The 20,441-nt window shown below is 71.8% G+C and carries 18 protein-coding genes; 4 read left to right on the top strand and 14 right to left on the bottom strand.

What is annotated here, in order from left to right; translation table 11 throughout:
• Positions 1-735: 735 nt before the first annotated feature.
• On the top strand, positions 736-1,203 hold the full coding sequence (locus tag G407_RS0115170; protein WP_029031494.1) for a Ros/MucR family transcriptional regulator: 468 nt from the start codon (positions 736-738) through the stop codon (positions 1,201-1,203).
• 85 nt (positions 1,204-1,288) lie between these two features.
• On the opposite strand, the gene folD is transcribed toward G407_RS0115170, so the two are convergent.
• Complete coding sequence (folD, locus tag G407_RS0115165) at positions 1,289-2,164, bottom strand: bifunctional methylenetetrahydrofolate dehydrogenase/methenyltetrahydrofolate cyclohydrolase FolD (RefSeq protein WP_029031493.1); 876 nt, start codon at positions 2,162-2,164, stop codon at positions 1,289-1,291.
• A 71-nt stretch (positions 2,165-2,235) separates the two neighbouring features.
• Between folD and G407_RS27975 the strand changes: the two genes are divergently transcribed.
• Positions 2,236-3,594 (top strand): porin, encoded by a 1,359-nt coding sequence (locus tag G407_RS27975; RefSeq protein ID WP_052341423.1) that lies wholly within the window; start codon positions 2,236-2,238, stop codon positions 3,592-3,594.
• A 90-nt stretch (positions 3,595-3,684) separates the two neighbouring features.
• On the opposite strand, the gene G407_RS27970 is transcribed toward G407_RS27975, so the two are convergent.
• On the bottom strand, positions 3,685-4,482 hold the full coding sequence (locus G407_RS27970) for a tyrosine-type recombinase/integrase (RefSeq protein ID WP_052341422.1): 798 nt from the start codon (positions 4,480-4,482) through the stop codon (positions 3,685-3,687).
• A gap of 997 nt (positions 4,483-5,479) precedes the next feature.
• Here G407_RS27970 and G407_RS27965 point away from each other — a divergent pair.
• Positions 5,480-5,986 carry a MarR family winged helix-turn-helix transcriptional regulator gene (locus G407_RS27965; RefSeq protein ID WP_084327558.1) on the top strand — a complete coding sequence of 169 codons (507 nt, stop codon included), beginning with the start codon at positions 5,480-5,482 and terminating at the stop codon, positions 5,984-5,986.
• A 19-nt stretch (positions 5,987-6,005) separates the two neighbouring features.
• On the opposite strand, the gene G407_RS0115145 is transcribed toward G407_RS27965, so the two are convergent.
• The 8 genes from G407_RS0115145 to G407_RS0115110 all read right to left on the bottom strand — a co-directional run bounded on the left by G407_RS0115145 (position 6,006) and on the right by G407_RS0115110 (position 15,694).
• On the bottom strand, positions 6,006-7,265 hold the full coding sequence (locus G407_RS0115145; protein ID WP_029031492.1) for a TRAP transporter large permease: 1,260 nt from the start codon (positions 7,263-7,265) through the stop codon (positions 6,006-6,008).
• A gap of 43 nt (positions 7,266-7,308) precedes the next feature.
• Complete coding sequence (locus G407_RS27960; protein ID WP_043539895.1) at positions 7,309-7,890, bottom strand: TRAP transporter small permease; 582 nt, start codon at positions 7,888-7,890, stop codon at positions 7,309-7,311.
• A gap of 70 nt (positions 7,891-7,960) precedes the next feature.
• Positions 7,961-8,950 (bottom strand): TRAP transporter substrate-binding protein, encoded by a 990-nt coding sequence (locus G407_RS0115135; protein ID WP_029031491.1) that lies wholly within the window; start codon positions 8,948-8,950, stop codon positions 7,961-7,963.
• Between the two features lie 85 nt (positions 8,951-9,035).
• Positions 9,036-9,620 carry an amino acid synthesis family protein gene (locus G407_RS0115130; protein ID WP_029031490.1) on the bottom strand — a complete coding sequence of 195 codons (585 nt, stop codon included), beginning with the start codon at positions 9,618-9,620 and terminating at the stop codon, positions 9,036-9,038.
• On the bottom strand, positions 9,587-10,507 hold the full coding sequence (locus tag G407_RS0115125; RefSeq protein WP_029031489.1) for a UPF0280 family protein: 921 nt from the start codon (positions 10,505-10,507) through the stop codon (positions 9,587-9,589). Before G407_RS0115125 ends, G407_RS0115130 begins: the two co-directional genes overlap by 34 nt.
• Positions 10,507-12,051, bottom strand: coding sequence for a hypothetical protein (locus tag G407_RS27955; RefSeq protein WP_052341421.1), 1,545 nt, complete (start codon positions 12,049-12,051; stop codon positions 10,507-10,509). The genes G407_RS0115125 and G407_RS27955 overlap by 1 nt, the downstream gene beginning before the upstream one ends.
• Positions 12,048-14,852 (bottom strand): molybdopterin-dependent oxidoreductase, encoded by a 2,805-nt coding sequence (locus G407_RS0115115; RefSeq protein ID WP_029031488.1) that lies wholly within the window; start codon positions 14,850-14,852, stop codon positions 12,048-12,050. The genes G407_RS27955 and G407_RS0115115 overlap by 4 nt, the downstream gene beginning before the upstream one ends.
• Positions 14,849-15,694, bottom strand: coding sequence for an FAD binding domain-containing protein (locus tag G407_RS0115110; RefSeq protein WP_029031487.1), 846 nt, complete (start codon positions 15,692-15,694; stop codon positions 14,849-14,851). Before G407_RS0115110 ends, G407_RS0115115 begins: the two co-directional genes overlap by 4 nt.
• Before the next feature lie 378 nt (positions 15,695-16,072).
• Here G407_RS0115110 and G407_RS0115105 point away from each other — a divergent pair, with 378 nt between their 5' ends.
• Positions 16,073-16,873 carry a ferredoxin--NADP reductase gene (locus G407_RS0115105; protein WP_043539922.1) on the top strand — a complete coding sequence of 267 codons (801 nt, stop codon included), beginning with the start codon at positions 16,073-16,075 and terminating at the stop codon, positions 16,871-16,873.
• 9 nt (positions 16,874-16,882) lie between these two features.
• Here the strand turns inward: G407_RS0115105 and G407_RS0115100 are convergent, their stop codons facing one another.
• The 4 genes from G407_RS0115100 to urtE all read right to left on the bottom strand — a co-directional run bounded on the left by G407_RS0115100 (position 16,883) and on the right by urtE (position 20,439).
• A complete protein-coding gene (locus G407_RS0115100; protein WP_029031485.1) occupies positions 16,883-17,467 on the bottom strand; it encodes an amino acid synthesis family protein in 585 nt (194 codons plus the stop codon).
• A gap of 27 nt (positions 17,468-17,494) precedes the next feature.
• Complete coding sequence (locus tag G407_RS0115095) at positions 17,495-18,688, bottom strand: amidohydrolase family protein (protein ID WP_029031484.1); 1,194 nt, start codon at positions 18,686-18,688, stop codon at positions 17,495-17,497.
• 103 nt (positions 18,689-18,791) lie between these two features.
• Positions 18,792-19,619 (bottom strand): hypothetical protein, encoded by an 828-nt coding sequence (locus G407_RS0115090; protein ID WP_029031483.1) that lies wholly within the window; start codon positions 19,617-19,619, stop codon positions 18,792-18,794.
• A 121-nt stretch (positions 19,620-19,740) separates the two neighbouring features.
• Positions 19,741-20,439 carry an urea ABC transporter ATP-binding subunit UrtE gene (gene urtE, locus G407_RS0115085; RefSeq protein WP_029031482.1) on the bottom strand — a complete coding sequence of 233 codons (699 nt, stop codon included), beginning with the start codon at positions 20,437-20,439 and terminating at the stop codon, positions 19,741-19,743.
• Positions 20,440-20,441 lie beyond the last annotated feature (2 nt).

Here is a 20,441-nt window from a genome sequence, read left to right as displayed (position 1 = left end):
GGCGCCGACGACGAGCTGCGACCGAGGACCCCCCGTCGCGAGAAGAGGTTTGCCGTGCACCCCGCGCCGGATCAAGCGCGATTGCGCCCCCGCGCCGGCCGAAGGGCCTCTTCGGAGGGCTGTGTTGCACAAAGGCCACGAGAATGGCCGCTTCCAGGCAGGAAAACGGCGGTGTCGGGCGGCGGAACGGCCCGCCGCCACGGCTCGGGCGGCGATCCCGAGCCGTCGCGGAGCACGGCGCGGCCTTCGGCGCCTCGCGGGTGTGCGCGCGTGCGGGCGCGTTCGTTCGCTGCTCTGTCTCGCCGGCTTCGCGGAAGGATCGTCGCCGAAGTATCGCCGCGACGTAGCGTCTCCGCACGTGGACGCGGGCCCGCATCCCGCGAATCACCCGCGATACGGCGTGCGGGCGCGACGGCGCAGCCATCGAATGCGCAGAGAGCCGCGTCGAGCCACGGCGCGCCAAGGATTACCGAAGCTTGTCCACCGGGCCTTATTCTTGCCGTGAGCGGCGTGGCACCGTTGCCGCAAGCGTCCCCGGGATGAGCGGCCGGGCCTTACCGTGAGATGAACTGTTTTTGATTCGCAGAGGACTTGTCGCGAGGATGAAACTCACGTACCTGAAAGACCTGACGTCATAGACGACGCGTGAGCGGGATCGCGATTCGGTGTTCGGTGACACGCCGCATGCAGCTCCGCTCGCTCTCGATCCCTTGTCACGAGATTAGGACCGGCTCAATGAGCGACACGACTCAACCGAACAACTACATCGAGCTCGCCGCGGAGATCGTCTCGGCCTACGTGAGCAACAACTCGCTGCCGACGGCGGAGCTGCCCGGCCTGATCGATGCCGTGCACGGCGCGCTGACCAAGGTCGCCACCGGTGCGACGGAGCAGCCGGTCGAGGCGCCCGTCCCCGCCGTGCCGATCAAGAAGTCGATCACGCCGGACTACATCATCTGCCTGGAGGACGGGAAGAAGTTCAAGTCGCTCAAGCGCCACCTGCGCACGAAGTACGACATGACTCCCGACCAGTACCGCGCGAAGTGGGGCCTGCCGGCGGACTACCCGATGGTCGCGCCGAACTACGCCAGCGCCCGTTCCGAGCTCGCCAAGGCGATGGGCCTCGGCGCGCAGCGCCGCAAGGCGGAGCCCGAGGCCGCCCCGGCGCCGGCCCGCGGCCGCGGCCGCAAGAAGGTCGCCTGAGCGAGGCTCGCGCGCACGATCTCCGCCGTTTCGGCGACGCATGTGGGAAGGCCGCCTCCGGGCGGCCTTCTCGCGTTCGGAGACCTCACATCCCGCGTCGGGATCTGGCCGCCTGCAGCGTGTTCGCGAGCAGGCAGGCGATCGTCATCGGGCCGACGCCGCCCGGCACCGGCGTGATCGCGCCCGCCACCGCGGCGGCCTCGGCGAAGGCGACGTCGCCCACGAGGCGCGTCTTGCCCGCGCCCGCCTCCGGGTTCGCCACCCGGTTGATGCCGACGTCGACGACGATCGCGCCCGGCTTGATCCAGTCCCCGCGCACCATCTCCGGACGCCCGACCGCGGCGACGAGGACGTCCGCGCGCCGGCAGACGGCGGCGAGATCGCGGGTGCGCGAATGGGCGATCGTCACCGTCGCGGAGCGCTGGAGCAGGAGCTGCGCCATGGGCTTGCCGACGATGTTCGAGCGCCCGATCACCACCGCCTCGAGGCCGGCGATGTCGGTGCGCACGGACGAGATCAGCATCGCGGCGCCGAGCGGCGTGCACGGCACGAGGCCCGGCATGCCGGTGGCGAGGCGCCCGACGTTGACCGGGTGGAAGCCGTCCACGTCCTTCTCCGGCACGATCGCCTCGATCACCGCCTGCGCGTCGATCTGCGGCGGCAGCGGCAGCTGCACCAGGATGCCGTCGACGGCCGGGTCGGCGTTGAGCGTGGCGACGAGCGCGAGCAGTTCGGCCTGGCCCGTCGAGGCCGGCAGGCGGTGCTGGAAGGAGCGCATCCCCGCCTCCACCGTCTGCGCCGCCTTGTTGCGCACGTAGACCTGGCTCGCCGCGTCCTCGCCCACGAGCACCACCGCGAGGCCGGGCACGACGCCCCGCGTCGCGAGGCCGCGGACGTCCTCCGCCACGCGGGCGCGCAGGCCGGCGGCGTAGGCCTTGCCGTCGATGAGGGTGGCGGTCATGAGGCTCTCCCGGCGTGGGCGACGCGGCCCCTCCGGGCGGCGCACGCCGCCTCCAATGACCCGTTCGCGGTGTGGTTTCAAGCCCTCGCGCCGAGGCGAACTCCGCCCGGCGGAAGCCGTCGCCGGAGGCGCCGACGACTGCCGATCTTCCGGTCCGCGCCGCGGCGCCGGTCGACTACGTCCGCACCTGCCCGAACGCCCCGATCGGCGGCACGGGCTTCTTCGTGATCCCCGGCACGGAGACCTGCCTGCAGATCTCCGGGTATGTTCGGGTGGACTATCGCTTCCAGGAGCAGGACGAACGCACGATCGATCGTCGTGAGGACGACGTCGAGTTCTTCGCGCGCGGCTCGATCGCGTTCGACGCCCGCACCCCGACCGAGTACGGCACGCTGCGCTCTTTCATCCGCATCAATGCCGATAGCTCGCTGACGCGTGGCTCCGCCGGGTGGGCGGCTAACTCCGCGACCACCAACGAGCGGACCTGGACCGCTTCCTCGCAGGGGCAGGGCGCCGCGCTCGACCAGGCATTCATCCAGTTCGCTGGTCTGACCGCAGGCCGCATCACGTCGTTCTTCTCCTTCTGGGGTGGGAACATGATGTCGGTCAACAACGGTGTGTCCGATCCGTCGACCGAGGTTCTGGCCTATACTGCGACCTTCGGCTCGGGCTTCTCGGCTACCGTGTCGATCGAGAACGGCGTCACCCGTCGTGAGGGCATCGGCGACAATACGGCTCTGATTCCGGCCGGTCAGGTGCCGCTCGGCTATGGCGGCCAGGAGCTGCCGGACCTTGTCGCCAACCTGAACGTGGCCCAGGCTTGGGGCTCTGCCCAGGTCATGGGTGCCCTGCACCAGGTTCGTCACAACCAGCCGGTCGCCGTCGACGACGAGATGGGTTGGGCGATCGGCGCCGGCGTCAACATTCGCCTGCCGATGATCGCCGCTGGCGACGCTCTCTGGCTGCAGGCGACATACGCCGACGGCGCGGTCGACTATGTCAATCCGCCGACGACCGTGTCCGAGTTCGGGCTGCGGGCGCGTGACGCGAATGCGAACACCGTGAACGGCGTGACGTCGCTCGACACCACGCAAGCCTGGTCGGTCGCGGCTGGCTTCCGCCACTTCTGGACCCCGGCCTTCTGGCAGGACATCCAGGGCGCTTACGGCGAGGTCGAGAACGAGTGGTTCCGTGCCGCTGTTCCGGCGAGCGTCGCCAACAACAGCACTCAGGATTACACCTGGTGGCAGCTCGGCACCGCTCTCAACTGGCGCCCGGTTACCGGCCTCTTGTTCCGCGCCGACGTCGTCTACACTCAGGTCGACACCGACATCCCGGTCCAGCTGAACAACTGGACCGCCGCGAACAACCTCATCGATGACGAGGGTTCCCGTTGGGTCGGCCGTCTGCGCATCCAGCGCGACTTCTGATCGGTACCCGCAGATCTTTCGAAGCCCCGGCCTGATGCCGGGGCTTCTCTCGTTTCCGAGACGCCCAGCCCGCCTGCCAATACTCCAGCGTCACCCCCGCCGCCCCTCCACCTTCCGCATCTCCTCGTGGAGATCGTCGGTCCGCAGGTGCCCATATCGCGCGCTCATCTGCAGCGTGCGGTGCCCCAGCACGCGGCTGAGCTTGTACAGGTCCCCGCCGGATTGCACCCACCACGATGCGAACGTGTGGCGCAGGTCGTGGAAGCGGAAATCGGCGATGGCGGCGCGCTCGCAGGCGGCGCGAAAGCCCTTCTTGTTGCAGAGGATGCGCGTCCCGTCGGGCTTGCAGAACAGGAAGCGCGACGACGGCCGCCCGGGCCTCGCGATCAAATCCGAGATCGTCGCGATCGCCGCATCCGAGAGCGGCACCCGGCGCGGCGAGTTGGTCTTCGTCTCCTGGAGGTGGATCTCGCGCCGGCGCAGGTCGATCGCGTCGAGCGTCAGTGAGAGCAGCTCCTCCTTGCGCATCCCCGTCTCGACAGCCAGGACGAGCTGCGGCTTGAGCGTCTCCGACGCCGCCGCATGCAGCCGCTCGAACTCGCGGCGCGTCAGGAAGCGCGTGCGCGGTGGCGCCTCCTTCAAGAACTTCTTGCTCAGCGCCGTGATCGGGTTCGCCTCGAGCCATCCCCACGAGATCGCCATCGAGCAGACCGTCCCGAGAAAGGCGATATCGCGGCGGATGGTCGTGTCGCAGACACCCTGATCCTTGCGTCGCGACACGAAGAGCGCGAGCGTCGACCTGTCGATCTCGTGGAGGCGCAGGAGCGGAAAAGCAGACAGCCAGTTCTTCGCGTTGGAGCGATAGGTCCGGCGCGTACCCTTCTTCACGGTCGCCTCGCGAAAGAAGCGATCGATCGTCTCGGCGAGCGACTTCGCGTGGGAGCGCGACGCCCGCGAAAGGCGTCCGGTCTTGACCGGAGCCGACGGCAGAAGAGAAGGACTCGACGTTTTGAGAGAAGATCGCAGTCCATGCGATCTTCTACTCTTAGTTTTTATTGTCGTCGCGGACATTCTTTTTCCCTTATTGCGCTCCTGGCGATGTCGGACACTAGCTCCCTTGCGTTCGTACTTCGAGATCGGCGGCCGATTCCCTGCGGTCGGCCGCTCTGCAATTCGTTCGCGTCTACGGCGAGATAATCGGCCCTGCGGAAGGACGGCAAGTAGCGGAATACACGAGGAACGTGTGTGGATACGGCTTCCTCCGCCTGCATCCTCCGGGATGTCTCGACGTGGGCGCGCGTCGGACGGAAATCTATATATATGTGGATTACAATTAAAAGTAGCTTTCGCCACAAACGTAAAAAGACGTGGAGGAATGTAAGCGACACAAGCCGCGACGTTCTGTCGCAGTAATAACACCGCGTTCTACACGCACACGGAGGCAGTGTGCTGAAATAGCAACAGCATAAATCGGTGTGAACGCCAGGATCGAATCGGAATGGCGTGCGCCAACGTGATTTGATGCAAGCTCGAGCGTGACGCTCGGCCCGTCGTCCATGCAGCCGGAATCCGCGTTGGCCATCCGGTGCCACGCTTGCGAGGGGAGCGGATGCCGCCACTGCGGGTCGGCGCCGCGTCGGCCTCGCACGCGTCGTCCGCCGCCGTTGGCCGGCGGCGCGCCGCGACCCGTCGACGAGGTGCACGAGCCGGCGTGCCGTCCGTGCTGCACGAGCCCCAGCGCCGCTCTTCCTGCGGCCGCTCGACGACGCTTCGACGACGGGACGGCATGCGCGTACGCGAGTTTTCCTTCCGGCGTCGGGCGTGTATTGCGGGGGAGCCCGCGTCAGGCGCGGGCGGTCGGCTCGAGCCAGGAAAGGGACGGGGGATGGCAGCGCGCGCGAGGAAGACGCCGGCCCCGGCGGATGCGGCGCCCGCGCCCGCCGCCGAGGCGCAGGACGCGGCGGCCAGGCCGGCGCGCAAGCGCCCCTACGTCCTCGAGTCTCAGATCGGCTTCCTCATCCGCAAGGCCCATCAGCGCCACCTCAGCATCTTCGCCGCGCACATGCCCGAAAGCCTCACGGCGCAGCAATTCGCGGTGATGGCGAAGCTCAACGAGGTCGGCCCCGCCTCGCAGAACTCGCTGGGGCGGCAGGCGGCGATGGACAATTCCACGATCAACGGCGTCGTCGTGCGGCTCGTCGAGCGCGGGCTCGTCGAGAAGGTGCCCGCGCCGGAGGATCGGCGCATGCACCTCGTCCAGCTCACGGCGGAGGGCCGTCGCACGATCGGGCGCGTGCTGCCGATGGCGAGCGAGATCACCCGGATGACGCTGGCGCCGCTCTCGCGCACGGAGCAGGCGACGCTGGTGCGGTTGCTCAAGCGGCTGGGCTAGCCTGGATCGGGGGCCGCGATCAGAGCAGCGCCAGCGACAGCCAAGGGAACAGCGCGAGCAGCACGAGCGCGACGCAGCTCACGAGGAAGAAGGGGATCGTCACGGCGAAGACGCGCATCGCGCTCACCCCCGAGACGCTCGCGGCGACGTAGAGACCGATGCCGACGGGGGGCGAGAGCAGGCCGAGGATCAGGTTGACCGAGACGAAGACGCCGAAGTGCAGCGGGTCGATGCCGTAGACCTCGGTCGCGATCGGCAGGAGGATCGGCACGACCATGATCAGGCCCGGGATGCCGTCGATGACGGTGCCGATCACCAGGAGCGCGACCAGCACGAGGAGCATGAACGCCGTCGGCGTCGTCGCGATGTCCTGGATGTACCCGGCCGCGGTCTGCGGCACCTGGCCGAAGACGAGCACCCAGGAGAACACGCCCGCCGCCGCCACGAGGAAGAGGACCAGCGCGGTGTTGAGCCCCGTGCGGACCAGGATCTTCGGGAAGTCGGCAAGCCGCAGCTTGCGGGTGTAGAGGAGCCCGATCAGCGTCGCGAGCACCGCGCCGATGGCGGCGCTCTCGGTGGGCGAGGCCACGCCGCCGACGATGGTGCCGACGATGACGCCGGGGATGGCGAGCATCGGCAGGGCCTCGAGCACGGCGCGCAGGCGGGCGCTCCAGGGCAGCGCCTCACCGCGCGGGTAGGCGTACTTGCGCCCCAGGAAGGCGATCGTGCCCAGGAACAGGCCAGACAGCATCAGGCCGGGGATGATCCCCGCCACCAGCATGTCGCGCACCGCGACCTGCGCCAGCACGGCGTAGACGACGAAGACGATCGAGGGCGGGATGATCGGCCCGAGCAGGCCGCCGAAGGCGGTGATGCCGACGGCCAGCCCCTTGTCGTAGCCCGCCTTCGTCATCTCGGGCACCATCACCTGGCTCATCATGGCGATCTGCGCCGTGGCGGAGCCGAGGATCGAGGCGACCAGCATGTTGGCGAGAAGGTTGACGTAGGCGAGCCCGCCCTTCACCGCGCCGACGAAGGCGGCGGCCAGCCGCACGAGCCGGGTCGTGATGCCCGCCGCGTTCATGATCTCGCCGATCAGGATGAAGAGCGGGATGGCGAGCAGGCCGAAATTGTCGAGGCTCTGGAACAGCTGGAGCGGGTAGGAATCGAGGAGGACGGCGTTCCCCGAGCCGTAGATGAACGCCACCGCGGCCCAGCACAGGACGAGGCCGATCGGCACGCCCAGCACGAGCAGGACGAGGAAGACGGCGGCGGTCATGGGCGTGTCGCGGTCATGGAGGGATACGCGCTCCTCGGGGTCTTCAGCCTTCGCCGACGATCGCGTCCTCGCCGCCGACGAGGGGCTCGACGAGGCCGAGCTCCTCCATCAGGTTCGTCGCGGCGTGGACGGTCGCGGTGAGGGCGAACCAGGGGACGATGAGGAAGAAGACCGCCTTGGGCATGCCCAGCACCGGCGTCACCTCGGTGTAGATGAAGTTGAACGTCGCGCCCTCGAAGGCGGAGACGTCGAAGCCGGCGGCGGCGAGGCGCGGCAGGTCGAACCAGCGCCAGCAGGTCCAGAACAGGAAGACGCCGAAGGCGAGGGCGACGATCGCGACGACGATCCGCAGGAGCCGGGCGGCACCGGGCGAGACCACCTCCTGGAGGAGGTTCACCGACGGGTCGCTGCGCGCGCGCAGCATCAGCGAGGCGCCCACGAACCCGGTCATGATCATCATGTAGACGGCGATCTCGTCCGCCCAGGCCAGGACGACGCCGCCGAGACGAAGCGCCACGTTCGCGGAGACGAGGAGCGCCATGCCCGCGACGAGGCCGATCAGGAACAGCCTGTCGAGGCGCGCCAGGAGATCGGACAGGCGGCGCACGGCGGTCGCGGTCGGCACGGGCGGCTCCTCCTCGGCTCCGTCGGGGCGATCGCCCGCCGCGGGGCGGGCGATCCGATCCGTGACTGGCTCAGAGCCCGGCGGCGAGCTCGCGCAGGCGCGCGACGTAGGGCGTCTGCTCGGCCCACATCGCATCCCAGCGCGCGACGACGTCGCCGAAGAACTCGGGGCCGACGTCCTTGACGATGGTCAGCCCGTCGACGTCCTCGAGCCGCGCGAGCTTGTCGTCCTCCTCGGCGACGAAGCGGTCGATGATGCGGTCGCAATGCGTCTGCACCGCCTCGCGCACGATCGCCTGGTCCTCCGGCGGGAGGCCGGCCCAGACGCGGCCGGAGACGAGCGCCACCATGCCGAACATGTGGTGGTTCGTCACCATCATGAACGGGGCATGCTCGTAGTAGCGGAAGTTGATGATCGACTCGAAGTCCATGTCGATCGCGTCGATCTGCCCGTTGGCGAGCGCGTCGTAGACCTGGGTGAGCGGCATCGGCGCCGGGGCGGCGTCGAGCAGCTCGAAGAAGGTGCGGATCGCGGGCGCCGGCGTGATGCGGAAGCGCTTGCCGGCGAGGTCGCCGACATCCTCGATCGGCTGGCGGGTGAGGAGCTGGCGCATGCCGGTCATGGCGAAGCACGGCCCGACCGTGCCGGTCGCGGCGGGGAGCTTCTCCAGCATCTCCTGCGCGGGCTCGCTGCGCAGGATCGCGGCCGCGCCCTCGATGTCCTCGACGAGGAACGGCGCATGCAGCGCGGCGATGTCCGGCACGCGGGTCGTCACCTCGGCGGTGGTGAGCCAGGCCATGTCGAGGGCGCCGGTCTGGAGCTGCTGGAGCATGGTCGATTCGTTGCCGAGCTGCCCCGAGGGGAAGACCGCGATCGAGAATCGCCCGTCCGAGAGCTCGGAGAGCGTCTCGCCGAGGGCCGCCGCCTCCTGGTTCCAGACGTGCGCCGGCGGTGTGATCATGCCGATTCGGAACTCGCGCTGCGCCTGCGCCTGCGCGCCCCCGGCGAGGCCGACCGTCGCGAGGACGACGGCGATCGCCGTGCTGGTGAGATGCTTCATGGTCCTGCTCCCGTTCTCGTCTCGATGCCGCTGTTCTCTTCGCGGGTTCCTCTGCCGACACGCCGCGCTGCGGAGGCGTCGTCGATCAGCGTTGGCCGTCGCGCACCGTGATGCCCTCGGGCGTCAGCCCGCCGATGCGGGCGTGGACGCGCCCGCCGGTGGTCATCACGAGCACGTAGGCGAGCTCGTCCGGACGTGGCGCGTCCGGCACGCCGACCTCCATCGCGTCGAAATGCGAGCGCACGTAGGAGGCGTCGACATGGGTGATCGGCACGTCGAGCCGCGCCCCGGCGGCGCCGACCTTCTTCGTCGACGGCACGATGGCGAGCGCGCCGCCCAGCGCCTCGCGCATGGCGTAGCCGCCCGGCACGTGCCAGAGCGCGCCGTGCTCGATCTCGCCGGCGACGCCGACGATGGCGCCCTTGCCGTAGCCCTGGATCGCCTTCGGGTCGCCGCCGAGCGCGTCGATGAGCTTCATCGCCATGGCGACGCCCAGCGGCTTCAGGTCGTCCATGAAGCCCGCGATGTCCGGCGCATAGGCGCCCGCGAAGGGGTTCGCGATCACGGTGAGGATCGCGCCCTTCTTCAGCGGCTGCGAGGCGGGCGGGCCGCCCTCGTGCCGGATCTCCTCGATGATCAGGACGTCCTTGCGGACGGCGATCTCGGCCATGGCGGCATCCCCCTGTTCGTCTTCTCGTTGTCGATCCACCGGAGCGGCGGGTGTCCCACCACGCGCACGACGCCGCCCAGCACGACGAGCGCGCCCGCGATCAGCCCCGCCGCGACGTAGTCATCGGCCATTCGCTCGCCCGCGTCGAGGGCCGATTCGACCTCTTTCGACGACAGAGGCCCGACGCCGACGGTGACGAGCCGCTCGCCGAGGTCGGAATCCGGCGAAAGCGTCGAGGCGGGTGCGCGCCGCACCGCGGGGTGGCCGGGCAGGTCGACGGCGTTGGCGACGAGCGTCGCGGCGACGTCGGCGACGGCCGCGGACGACGCCACCACGGTGACGCTGTCGGCGATGCCGAGGGAATGGCTGCGCCCGTGCCGGCCGCTGGTGGCGATGCCGCGGATGGGCGAGCCGGCGGCGACGACGAGATCGCCCGGGCTCCGCGGCGCGGCGGGATCGACGGCGATGTGGGCGCCGAGCGGCTCGGCCTCCGGCGCGAGGTGGAGCGCGATGTCCCCGCCGTCGTTGACGTAGGCGCGGGCGATCGCCGGGTCCGCGGTCGTCGCCGCGAGCACCGTCTCGGCGACGGCGCCCGCGACGCCCGCCATCGGCGTGACGAAGGCCGGGCGGAAGCGCGCGGCCGCGCACCACATGATCCGGGCGGTTTCCCCGGTCACCGGTGCGTCGCCTCCGACGACCGGGCGGCGCAGCAGGGGCAATTCCGCGACGAGCTCGTCCAGCACCGTCTCGAAGCGGGCGACGGCTCGCGCATACGCCATCGCGACGGCCGCCTGCGGCCCGAACGCCTCGGCCACGATGTCGATCGGCCCGTGGTGCAGGTGCAGGCGCCGCCCGTCCGGCAGGATGCGGTGAGCGGCGCGCTGCATCAGCGGGGCCCCCGGCCGGCGCGTGCCCTCGACGAACGCGCCTTCGGGAAATGCCGCGCTTCCATCGGCCACGCCTCGCCGTCGGCGGCGGGCACGGCGACCTGCCGCTCGACCCCGCCGAGCGAAGAGAGCGGGCGCACCGCCTCCATGTAGCCGCCGAGCGCGCGGTAGTCCTCGAGCGTCATGGTGAACTCGATCGGCGCGACGAGCGCCGGCGTCGGCACATGGCCGAAGGCGTTCTCGGGCAGGCGCGTCACGTCGACCATGTAGGTGATGCCGCCGCCCGGCCAGACGTAGACCTCCGCCCCGCCGCTGGTGACGCGCGTGAGGGCGTCCTTCACCGAGCGGGTGAGCCGCACGGGGTTCTCGGTGACGCCCGCGCGCAACGAGCCGCCGGCGCCGCCGATGAACAGGACCGAGCACAGGGCCGGCTCGCAATTCTCCTGCACCCGCTCGACGCTGGCGCGCACCGCATCGGGCATCGGCGTCTCGACGGGGCGCAGAGCCTCGTCGAGGACGAAGAAGGCGGCGTGGTCGCCGGTGGTCGAGACCATGAGCAGGGTCGTACCGGGACGCGCCACCTTCGGGTCGAACGACTCCAGGATCGTCAGCGGGTCCTCGATGTCCGTGCCGCCCCAGCCGGAGCCCGGCTCGGCGACGCGGAAATAGCGGCCGGGGGTCGAGCGGCGGCCGCGCAGCTTGATCCCCGTCGGCGGCACGTCGAGGAGCTTGCCGGCCTGGTGCTCGGAGAGCACGCCGGTGATGTGGTCGTCGACGACGACGACCTCGTCGACGTGCTCGAACCATTGCTTGGCGAACATGCCGATGGCGGCCGAGCCGCAGCCCACCCGCATGCGGTGCTCGACGACCCCGTCGATGACCGGCGGCGCGCCGGCCTGCACCACGATCGAGACGCCGTCGTCGACGGCGAGCTCCACCGCCTGCTTGTTGCACAGCGCCAGCAGCGCCTCGCAGGTCATCCGGCCCTCCTTCTTGGAGCCGCCGGTGAGGTGGTGGACGCCGCCGAGCGAGAGCATCTGCGAGCCGTACTCGCCGGTGGTCACGTGCCCGATCGGCTCGCCGCCGTAGCGCACGAGGGCGCGCTCGGCGCCGAGATGCCGGTCGGTGTCGATCTTCGCCTTGACGCCGCAATAGCTGAAGATGCCCTCGGTCACGACGGTGACCATGTCGACGCCCTCGACCCGCGAGGACACGATGAAGGGCGCGGGCTTGTAGTCCGGGTACGTCGTCCCGGCGCCGACGGCGGTGACGAAGCGCGACGGCGACGGTGCCAGGGCCCCGTCCCACTCCGCACCCTCTCCGAGGAAGGCCGTCACGGCATCGCCGTGCTCGACGGCCTTCTCCAGCAGCACCAGCGGGTCGACGCGGGTGAGGACGCCCTCGACATTGGCGTAGCGGTCGCAGGCGCCCGAGCGGCCCTCCGCGATGTAGCAGAGCACCGGGCAGGCGTCGCAGCGGATCTTGCCCGGCGGTGGCGGCGCGACCGTGCCGGCGCCGTCGATCTCGGGGGCCTCACGGGTCATGGCCGGGCTCCCGCGGCACGGGCCGCGGCGAGCGCGGCGTGGACCTTGCCGGGCGTGGCCGGCAGGTCGCGGATCAGCACGCCCGTCGCGTCGCGGATCGCGTTGAGGATCGCCGGCGCGGTGGGGATCAGTACCTGCTCGCCGATGCCCTTGGCGCCGAAGGGGCCGTGCGCGTCCGCCTCCTCGACAAGGATCGAGGTGACCCGCGGCATGTCGCCGACCGTGGGGATCAGGTAGTCGTGCAGGTTCTCGGTGCGGCCGGGGATGTATTCCTCCATCAAGGCGAGGCCGAGCCCCTGTGCCGAGCCGCCCTCGATCTGGCCCTCGATCAGCGTCGGGTTGACGGCGCGGCCGACGTCGTGGGCGCAGATCAGCGCGAGCACCCGCACGCGGCCGAGCTCGACGTCGACCTCCACCTCAGCGAGATGTGCGCCGAAGCCGAAGGCGGCATAGGGCTCGCCCTGGCCGTTGGCGTCGAGCGGGCTCGTCGGCGGGTCGAACGTCTCCTCGGCTGCGAAGACGAAGCCGTGCGCGTCCGGCTCGAGGCCGGCGAGATCGAGGCTCGCCGAATCGCGACGTCCATCGTCGGCGCGCAGCATCGTGCCGTCGAGCGAGAGCCGGGCGTCGGGACCGGCGTTGAGGCGAAGCAGCAGCGTCTCGCGCAGCGCCGCCCCGGAGCGCAGCGCGGCGGCGCCGGTGACGAAGGTCTGGCGCGAGGCGCTGGTCTTGCCGGCGTCGGGTGTCAGGTCCGTGTCGGCCCCGACGAGGGCGACCTGACCGACCGGAAAGCCCAGCGCGTCGGCGAAGATCTGCGCGACGACCGTGTTCGAGCCCTGCCCGATGTCGACGGCGCCCTGATGCAGCACGAGCCGCCCGTCCGGCCCGAGCCCGGCGCGGATGGTCGAGGGGTTCGACATCGAGGTGTTGCCGCAGCCGTACCACATGCCAGCGACCCCGACGCCGCGGCGCAACGGGCCGCCGGCCGTCGCGTTGAACGCCCGCGCCGCCGCGCGCCGTTCCCGCCAATGCGGCACGAGCGCCTCGAAGCAGGCGCGGATGCCGACGCCCTGCGCGAACACCTGGCCCGTCACCGTGGGCGCGCCGTTGGTCAACGCGTTCCGGATCCGGAAGTCGAGCCGGTCGAAGCCCAGCGCGTCGGCGAGCTCGTCGAGCAGCGTCTCCTGTGCCACGGCCGCCTGCGGCACGCCGAAGCCGCGGAAGGCGCCGGCCGGAACGGTGTGGGTGTGGATCGCCGCCGTGCGCGCCTCGTAATGCGGCACGAGGTAGGGCCCTGAGGCGTGGACCGGCACGCGGTTCGCGACGGTGGGCCCCCAGGAGGCGTAGGCGCCGGTGTTGAAGGTGCCCTCGAAGCGCATGGCGTGGAGCGTGCCGTCGGCCTTCGCGCCGATCCGCACGGTGATGGCGGAGGGGTGGCGCTTCGTGGTCGAGGCCATCGACTCGGGGCGCGTGTAGACGACGCCCGCGGGCCGCCCCGTGACCCAGGCGGCGAGCGCCACGAAGGGCTGGAGCGAGAGGTCGAGCTTCGATCCGAAGCCGCCGCCGACCGCGGAGGGAATGATCCGCACGGCGTCCGGCGGCAGCGCCATGATGGCGGCGAGGTCGTCGCGGTCCATGTGCGGCGCCTGCGTGCAGGCGAAGACCTCGATGCGGTCGCCGACGCGCCGGGCGAAGCCGGCTTCCGGCTCGATGTAGGCGTGCTCGACGAAGCCCGTCGTGTAGGCGCCCTCGACGACGACGTCCGCGTCCGAAAGCGCCGCCTCGGCGTCGCCACGGCGCACGAGGCCGCGGACGAGGACGTTGCCGGCGCGCGTCTCGTGGACGAGGGGGGCGTCGGGCCTGCGCGCATCGTCGGGCGTGAGCACGGCCGCCAGCGCGCTCCAGGTCACCGGGAAGGTCGCGAGGTCGAGGGCGCGGATCGCCGCCCGCTCGCCGACGATCGCCGCCACCGCCTCGCCGCGGAAGCGCGCGACGCGCTCGGCGAAGACGGGTTGGTCGGCGAGGGGCGGGATCACGCCGTGGATGTTGCGGCCGGGGATGTCGGAGGCCGTGAGCACCGCGACGACGCCCGGGTTCGCCCGGCGCCACGCGTCGAGATCGCCGAGCGCGAAGGCCGCGTGGTGGTGCGGCGAGCGCACCACGCGCACGAGGAGCGTGCCCTCGGGCCAGGCGTCCGCGCCGAAAGCGTCCGTGCCCATCACCTTGGCGCGCCCGTCGAGCCGATCGATCCGCGCGCCGACGGCGGCACCCACCTCCGCCCCGACGGCGGGTGCGGTTGTCGCGTCCGCCGCGCAATCGAGCACGGCGTCGACGATCTTGGCGTAGCCCGTGCAGCGGCAGAGCACGCCGGCGAGCGCCTCCTCGACGTCGGCCCGCGTCGGGCTGGCGGTCCTGCGCAGCAGCGCTTCGGCGCTCGTCAGCATGCCGGGCGTGCAGATGCCGCACTGGGCCGCGCCGCGCCGCCAGAACGCCTCCTGCAGCCGCCCCGGTCGCCCGGCCTCGGCGAGCCCTTCGACCGTTACGATCTCGACGCCGTCGCAGCGCGCGGCGGGCACGAGGCAGGCGCAGACCGCCTCGCCGTCCAGGATCACCGTGCATGCCCCGCAATCGCCGGCGTCGCAGCCGACCTTGACGCCCTCGATACCCAGCCCCTCGCGCAGCACCTCGGAGAGGCGGGCGGTGGGCGGCACGCGAAGCGTGTGCGGCTTGCCGTCGACGGTGAAACCGACCCGCGGCTCGGCGGCATCGACGAGGGCGGTGTCGCGGCTCGACAGCGAGGTCATCGGGCGGCCTCCGCGCAGGCGGCGAGGGTGCGGCGCACGAGCGTGATCGCCGCGTCGCGGCGGTAGCCGGCGCGGGCGCGCACGTCGTCGATGGGGGAGAGGACGTCCGCGTCGCTCGCGAGCACGACGTCCGCCGCCTGGGCCGGCGGGACGCCGACGAGTCGCGCTTCCAGCGCCGGCAGACGCCGCGCCACCGGCGAGCAGGCGCCGACCGCGATTCCCGCCTCGGCGATCATGCCCGCGTCGTCGAGATCGACGACGGCCGAGACCATCGCGATCGAGATGACGAGGTAGCGCCGCGCGCCGAGCTTCAGGAACGAGGACCGGCTCTTCGCCGGACGATCGGGCACGAGCAGCGCGGTGACGATCTCGCCCGGCTTCAAGGCGACGCTCCGCACGCCGGTGACGAAGTCGCCGAGCGGCATCACCCGGCGGCCGTCGGATCCGGCGATCTCGACGCGGGCGTCGAGTGCCATCAGCGCCACCGTGCCGTCCGCCGCCGGGGAGGCGTTGACGACGTTGCCCGCGAGCGTGCCCGCGTTCTGGATCTGGATCGCGCCGACCTCGCGTCCGGCCAGCTTCAGCCCGTCGAAGAAGGCCGGCAGCGGCGCGCGCACGACGTCGCTCCAGGTCGTCGCGGCGCCGATCCGCCAGGCCTCGTTCTCGCGCGTGATGCCGCGCAGGCCGGGGATGCGGACGATGTCGAGGAAGGCGGCGCGGGCGGCGGCCTCGCCGAGGCTCGGATAGACGTCGGTGCCGCCGGCGACGATCCGCAGGGCGGCATCCGTGGACAGGAGGCCCACGGCCTCGTCGATGCTCCCGGGTCGAAGATAACGGCTCATCGCGCACCCTCGAAGCGCGCCCCTGCGCCGGCCGGATGCCCGGTCGAGGGGCGGATGATCGTCTGTGTACGACCATTCTAGGGTGGAGCATTCCAGACCCTCGACCGCGTGGCAAGCGCTTTTCCGCAGGGTGAGGGAATTTCGTTCGCGCTGCCGCCGGCCCGCGCGGATGCTGCTCGAATCCGCGGCAGAACGCCGTCCCGTATGGGTTTCGGCCGCCGATCCGCCATCCGGGGAGGCCGGCGAGGCGTGCCGCGGCCGGCGCTCCGCGCGCCCGGCCCGGCCGGCGCGCCCGAGCCCGCGGCGCGCTGTGAATCTTGTTTGTGTACGGACAAACTTCGTGGCACGATGGTCGCGCCGGACACGGGAGACGAGACGATGCGCGCCGCCACCGCCGAGGCCATGGACCGCCCCGACTGCCACCTCGAGACCGTCACCGAGGTCGAGCACTACACCGACCGCCTCTTCCGGTTCCGCACGACCCGACCGGCATCCCTGCGCTTCCGCTCGGGCGAGTTCGTGATGATCGGACTGCCCGGTGGCGAGAAGCCCGTCTTCCGCGCCTACTCGATCGCGAGCCCCAACTGGGACGACGCGCTCGAGTTCTTCTCGATCAAGGTCCCCGGCGGCCCGCTGACCGAGCGCCTGCAGAAGATCGTCCCCGGCGACGGGCTGTGGGTGAAGAAGAAGCCCACCGGCACGCTCGTGCTCGATGCGCTCGCGCCGGGCCGGCGGCTGTGGATGCTCGCGACCGGCACCGGCGTCGCGCCCTTCGCGAGCCTCGTCCGCGACCCCGAGACCTGGGAGAAGTTCGAGGAGGTCGTGCTCACGCAGACCTGCCGCACCGCCGCCGAGCTGCGCTACGCGGAGGAGATCGTCGCGGGGCTCGCCGAGGACCCGCTCGTGAGCGAGCTCGCCGCCGGGCGCGTGCGGCTCTACACGACGGTGACGCGCGAGCCGCATCCGCGCCCGATGCGGATCACGACCGCGATCGAGAGCGGGCGCCTGTTCTCCGACCTCGGCACGGCGCCGTTCTCGGCGGGCACGGACCGGGTCATGATCTGCGGCTCGATGGAGATGCTGCGCGACTGCCGCGCGCTCTGCCTCGCCGCCGGCCTGACGGAGGGCTCGAACGCCCGCCCGGCGGAGTTCGTCGTCGAGCGCGCCTTCGCGGGCTGAGGCCGCGCCTCAGCGCAGCCCGTCCTCGCCCTTCACCTCGTCCTTCGTCAGCCCGCCCACCCGCGGCAGCGGGCGCCCGGAATCGGCGACGGCGACGGCGACCATGATCTCGCCCGCCCGCGGCGCGTCGTTGACCCGCACCTCCATGCCGTCGAAGTGCGAACGGACATAGGCCGCGTCCTTGTGGCCGAGCGGGATGTCGAGGGGCTGGCCGGGGCCGCCCATCTTCTTCGAGGAGGGCACGAGCGCCGCGCCCTTCTCCACCGCCGCGCGCAGCGGCTTGCCGAGCCGTGGATGCAGGATCGCGGCGGCGTGCTCGAGCTCGCCGTTCTCCCCCACCATCGCCGCCTTGCCGTAGCTCTCGATCGCGGCGGGCGCGACGCCGAGCGCCGCGACGGCGCGGCGGCCGAGGAGATCGCCGAGCTCCTCGCCGATCGCCATCAGTGCCTCGAGGTCCTCCTCGTAGCGCCCCGCGAACGGGTTGGCGATGATCGCGACGGCGGCGGCGCGGCGGGTCGGCGGGGCGATCTCGCGCCCCATCTCGCGGCGGGTCTCCTCGACGACGACGACGATCTTGCGGATCTGCGCGGGCATGACGGGATACCTCCGGATCGGGACGCGTCAGGCGACGCTCGGCGCGCGGGCGGCCGGCGGCGTGGCGCGCGAGCGGCGCGCGCGGATGTTGCCGTCGATCATCACCATGCCGATGCCGGGAATGTCCCCCGTCGCCATGGCGCCGAGCACGTCCTCGCCGGAGGACGCCTCGGGCCGGTCGAGGAAGACGAGGTCGGCGCAGCGCCCCGGCTCCAGCAGCCCGACGTCGGCGAGCTTGCGCTTCCTCGCGACATTGCCGGTGGCGAGGCAGATCGCCTGCTCGGCCGGCAGGCCGCCGAGGCTCGCCATCAGCGTGATCATGCGCAGCATGCCGTTGGGCTGCACGCCGGAGCCCGCCGGCGCGTCGGTGCCGATCAGCATGTCGGCGAGCCGCCCGCCCGCGCGGACCGCCTCGAGGCAGGCGAGCGCGGCCTTCTCGTTGCCGTTGTGGACGACCTCGACGGCGCCCGTCGCCCGCTCGCACAGCACGCGCACGTCGGCGAGCGCGATCGCCGTCGGCCCGCCGTTGATGTGGCTCACCACGTCCGGCTGGGCCTCCAGCACGTCGTCGCGGTCGACGAAATGCGAGCCGGCGATCGAGGGCCCGCCGGTGTGCATGATCGATTCGAGCCCGAGCTCGCGGCACCAGGCCGTCACGCGCGCCGCGTCCGGGCCCTTGGCCACGGTGCCGAGCCCGATCTCGCCGATGTGGCGGATGCCCGCCGCCGCGAGCTGCGCGTACACCTCCCGGCCGAAGCCGAGCTCGGGCACCGGCGCGCCGGCGATCACCTTGGCCCCGGCGGGCTTGAAGTTGGAAAAGCAGCGCTGCGCCGTCATGGCGAGCGCGACGACGCCGGCGGCGTCCTTCGGCCGGCCGGGCAGGTGCACCTCGCCGGCGGAGAGGAGCGTCGTCACCCCGCCGTTGACGCCCATCTCGATCCAGCCGAGCTGGTTCTGGCGCGGCGTCCAGTCGCCGAAGACCGGGTGGCAGTGCGAATCGATCAGGCCGGGGCAGACGGCGGAGCCGGCGGCGTCGACCTCCATCGCGGGATCGTCGCAGTCGAGGTCGGCGGCGCGGCCGACGCCGGCGATGCGCCCGTCGACGACGACGATCGTGTCCGCGTCGAGGATCGGCCGCGCGAGATCGCCCGAGAGGACGATGCCGAGATTGCGGATGACGATCTTGCCCGCGAAGGGGCCGGAAGCGACCTCGGCGGCCATCGGCGTGTCTCCCGAGTTTGTACGTACTCGAACGAGATCATGCGCCGCCGCCGCGCCCGAGGCAAGCGCTGGTTCGCGGGAGCGCGCGTCGTCGCCGCCACGCCTACCGGAAGCTCTCGGAGATCGTGCGCAGGTGGTTGAGGCCGCCGCCGCTCGGCGCGCCGCCGCCGAAGCCCGAGCCGCCCCCGCCCCCTCCGGAGGGGCGCGGCGGCGGGGCCGTCGGCTCGGAGCCGTCGGCGAGGCGCATGCCGACGAACTCGCGGCGCCCGTCCGGGTGGACGCGGTAGGTCCGGTAGAGCGCCTCTCCCGCCCAGGTCGTCTCCCCGGTCGGGCTCGGGCGCATCATCACGAAGCCGCCGGAGCGCTCGAAGGCGATGGCGGCGTCGTCGAGCGCGGTCGCGGTCGCGGTCGGCTCGGGCGGCGCCGCCAGGCGCAGCGCGACCACGGTCGCGACGACGAGGACCGCGGCCGCGATCCCGCCGAGGAGGGCGGGCTTCCCGAGGACGGCCGGGCGCCGGCGGGCCTTCGGCGCCGTGCGGCGCTCCTTGGGGCGGCTCGTGATCACCGCGGTCCAGTACTCGCTCATCGCCGTGGCGAAGGCGGCGCGAACCGATGCGGGCGTGCGCGCGAGCGCGGCGATGCCGTCGCCGATCGGGGCCTCGCCGTAGGTCTCGACGAGGCGTGGCGGCGCCTCTTCGCGCTCGGCGACGACGATCACCGCCCCGCCGCCGCTCTCCACGAAGCCGGAGATCAGCCGCGCGCCGTCGAGGGCCCGTCGCTCGTCGGCGTGCGCCTCGACCACGCACCACGTTTCCGGCGCCAGCCCCTCGACCGGCGGCGTGTCGTAGCGCACGGCGACGACGAAGGTCGTCGAGGCGCCGCGTCTCTCGCGGGTGGTGGGCGTCTCGTGCTCTTGCTCGTGCTCCGCCATGGCGCACCTCTCGGGCACGCGCGGGGGTGTGCCGGCTCGCGCATGCTCGAGTCGGACGCTAGCACCGAAACCTTGCGTCAACCTTGACGCGCTCCGCCCAACCCGCCACGACGGCGGGCGCTCAGACCATCACCGCCCGGCGCACCGCCTCCCGGTCGAGCGCCGAGGCCGCGCCGGAGAGCACGACCTCGCCGCGGTCGAGCACGACGATCGCGTCGGCCAGCGCCGCGGCGAAGTCGAAATACTGCTCGACGAGCACGATCGCCATGTCGCCGCGCGCCCGCAGCGTCTCGATGGCGCGGCCGATGTCCTGGATGATCGAGGGCTGGATGCCCTCGGTCGGTTCGTCGAGGATGAGCAGCGAGGGGCGCGTCACCAGCGCGCGGGCGATGGCGAGCTGCTGCTGCTGGCCACCGGAGAGGTCGCCCCCGCGCCGGCGCAGCATCGACTTCAGCACCGGGAACAGCGTGAAGACCTCCTCGGGCACGGTCTTCTCCGCGCGCCCGTCGAGCGCGGCGAAGCCGGTGCGCAGGTTCTCCTCCACCGTGAGCAGCGGGAAGATCTCGCGGCCTTGAGGCACGTAGGCGATGCCGCGGCGCGCGCGGGCGAAGGGCTCGAGCCGCGTCACGTCCTCGCCGCGCCACCGGACCGAGCCGCCCGACGGCCGCACCTGGCCGACGAGCGCCCGCATCAGCGAGGTCTTGCCGACCCCGTTGCGGCCCATCACGCAGGTGACCCGCCCCGGCTCGGCCGTGAGCCCGACGCCCCGCAGGGCCTGGGCCGCGCCGTAGTGCAGGTCGATGTCGCGCGCGTCCAGCATGG

It is taken from the genome of Salinarimonas rosea DSM 21201, assembly GCF_000429045.1.
Lineage (GTDB): Bacteria > Pseudomonadota > Alphaproteobacteria > Rhizobiales > Beijerinckiaceae > Salinarimonas > Salinarimonas rosea.
The sequence above is the reverse complement of the archived record's forward strand: the minus strand, read 5'-3'. Positions and strand labels throughout refer to the sequence as shown.

Bases quoted from the DNA above. Each gene is read 5' to 3' on its own strand.
- G407_RS0115170 (WP_029031494.1), top strand. From the start codon at position 736: ATGAGCGACACGACTCAACCGAACAACTACATCGAGCTCGCCGCGGAG.
- folD (WP_029031493.1), bottom strand. From the start codon at position 2,164: ATGACCGCCACCCTCATCGACGGCAAGGCCTACGCCGCCGGCCTGCGC.
- G407_RS27965 (WP_084327558.1), top strand. From the start codon at position 5,480: ATGGCAGCGCGCGCGAGGAAGACGCCGGCCCCGGCGGATGCGGCGCCC.
- G407_RS0115145 (WP_029031492.1), bottom strand. From the start codon at position 7,265: ATGACCGCCGCCGTCTTCCTCGTCCTGCTCGTGCTGGGCGTGCCGATC.
- G407_RS0115135 (WP_029031491.1), bottom strand. From the start codon at position 8,950: ATGAAGCATCTCACCAGCACGGCGATCGCCGTCGTCCTCGCGACGGTC.
- G407_RS0115130 (WP_029031490.1), bottom strand. From the start codon at position 9,620: ATGGCCGAGATCGCCGTCCGCAAGGACGTCCTGATCATCGAGGAGATC.
- G407_RS0115125 (WP_029031489.1), bottom strand. From the start codon at position 10,507: ATGCAGCGCGCCGCTCACCGCATCCTGCCGGACGGGCGGCGCCTGCAC.
- G407_RS27955 (WP_052341421.1), bottom strand. From the start codon at position 12,051: ATGACCCGTGAGGCCCCCGAGATCGACGGCGCCGGCACGGTCGCGCCG.
- G407_RS0115115 (WP_029031488.1), bottom strand. From the start codon at position 14,852: ATGACCTCGCTGTCGAGCCGCGACACCGCCCTCGTCGATGCCGCCGAG.
- G407_RS0115110 (WP_029031487.1), bottom strand. From the start codon at position 15,694: ATGAGCCGTTATCTTCGACCCGGGAGCATCGACGAGGCCGTGGGCCTC.
- G407_RS0115105 (WP_043539922.1), top strand. From the start codon at position 16,073: ATGCGCGCCGCCACCGCCGAGGCCATGGACCGCCCCGACTGCCACCTC.
- G407_RS0115100 (WP_029031485.1), bottom strand. From the start codon at position 17,467: ATGCCCGCGCAGATCCGCAAGATCGTCGTCGTCGTCGAGGAGACCCGC.
- G407_RS0115095 (WP_029031484.1), bottom strand. From the start codon at position 18,688: ATGGCCGCCGAGGTCGCTTCCGGCCCCTTCGCGGGCAAGATCGTCATC.
- G407_RS0115090 (WP_029031483.1), bottom strand. From the start codon at position 19,619: ATGGCGGAGCACGAGCAAGAGCACGAGACGCCCACCACCCGCGAGAGA.
- urtE (WP_029031482.1), bottom strand. From the start codon at position 20,439: ATGCTGGACGCGCGCGACATCGACCTGCACTACGGCGCGGCCCAGGCC.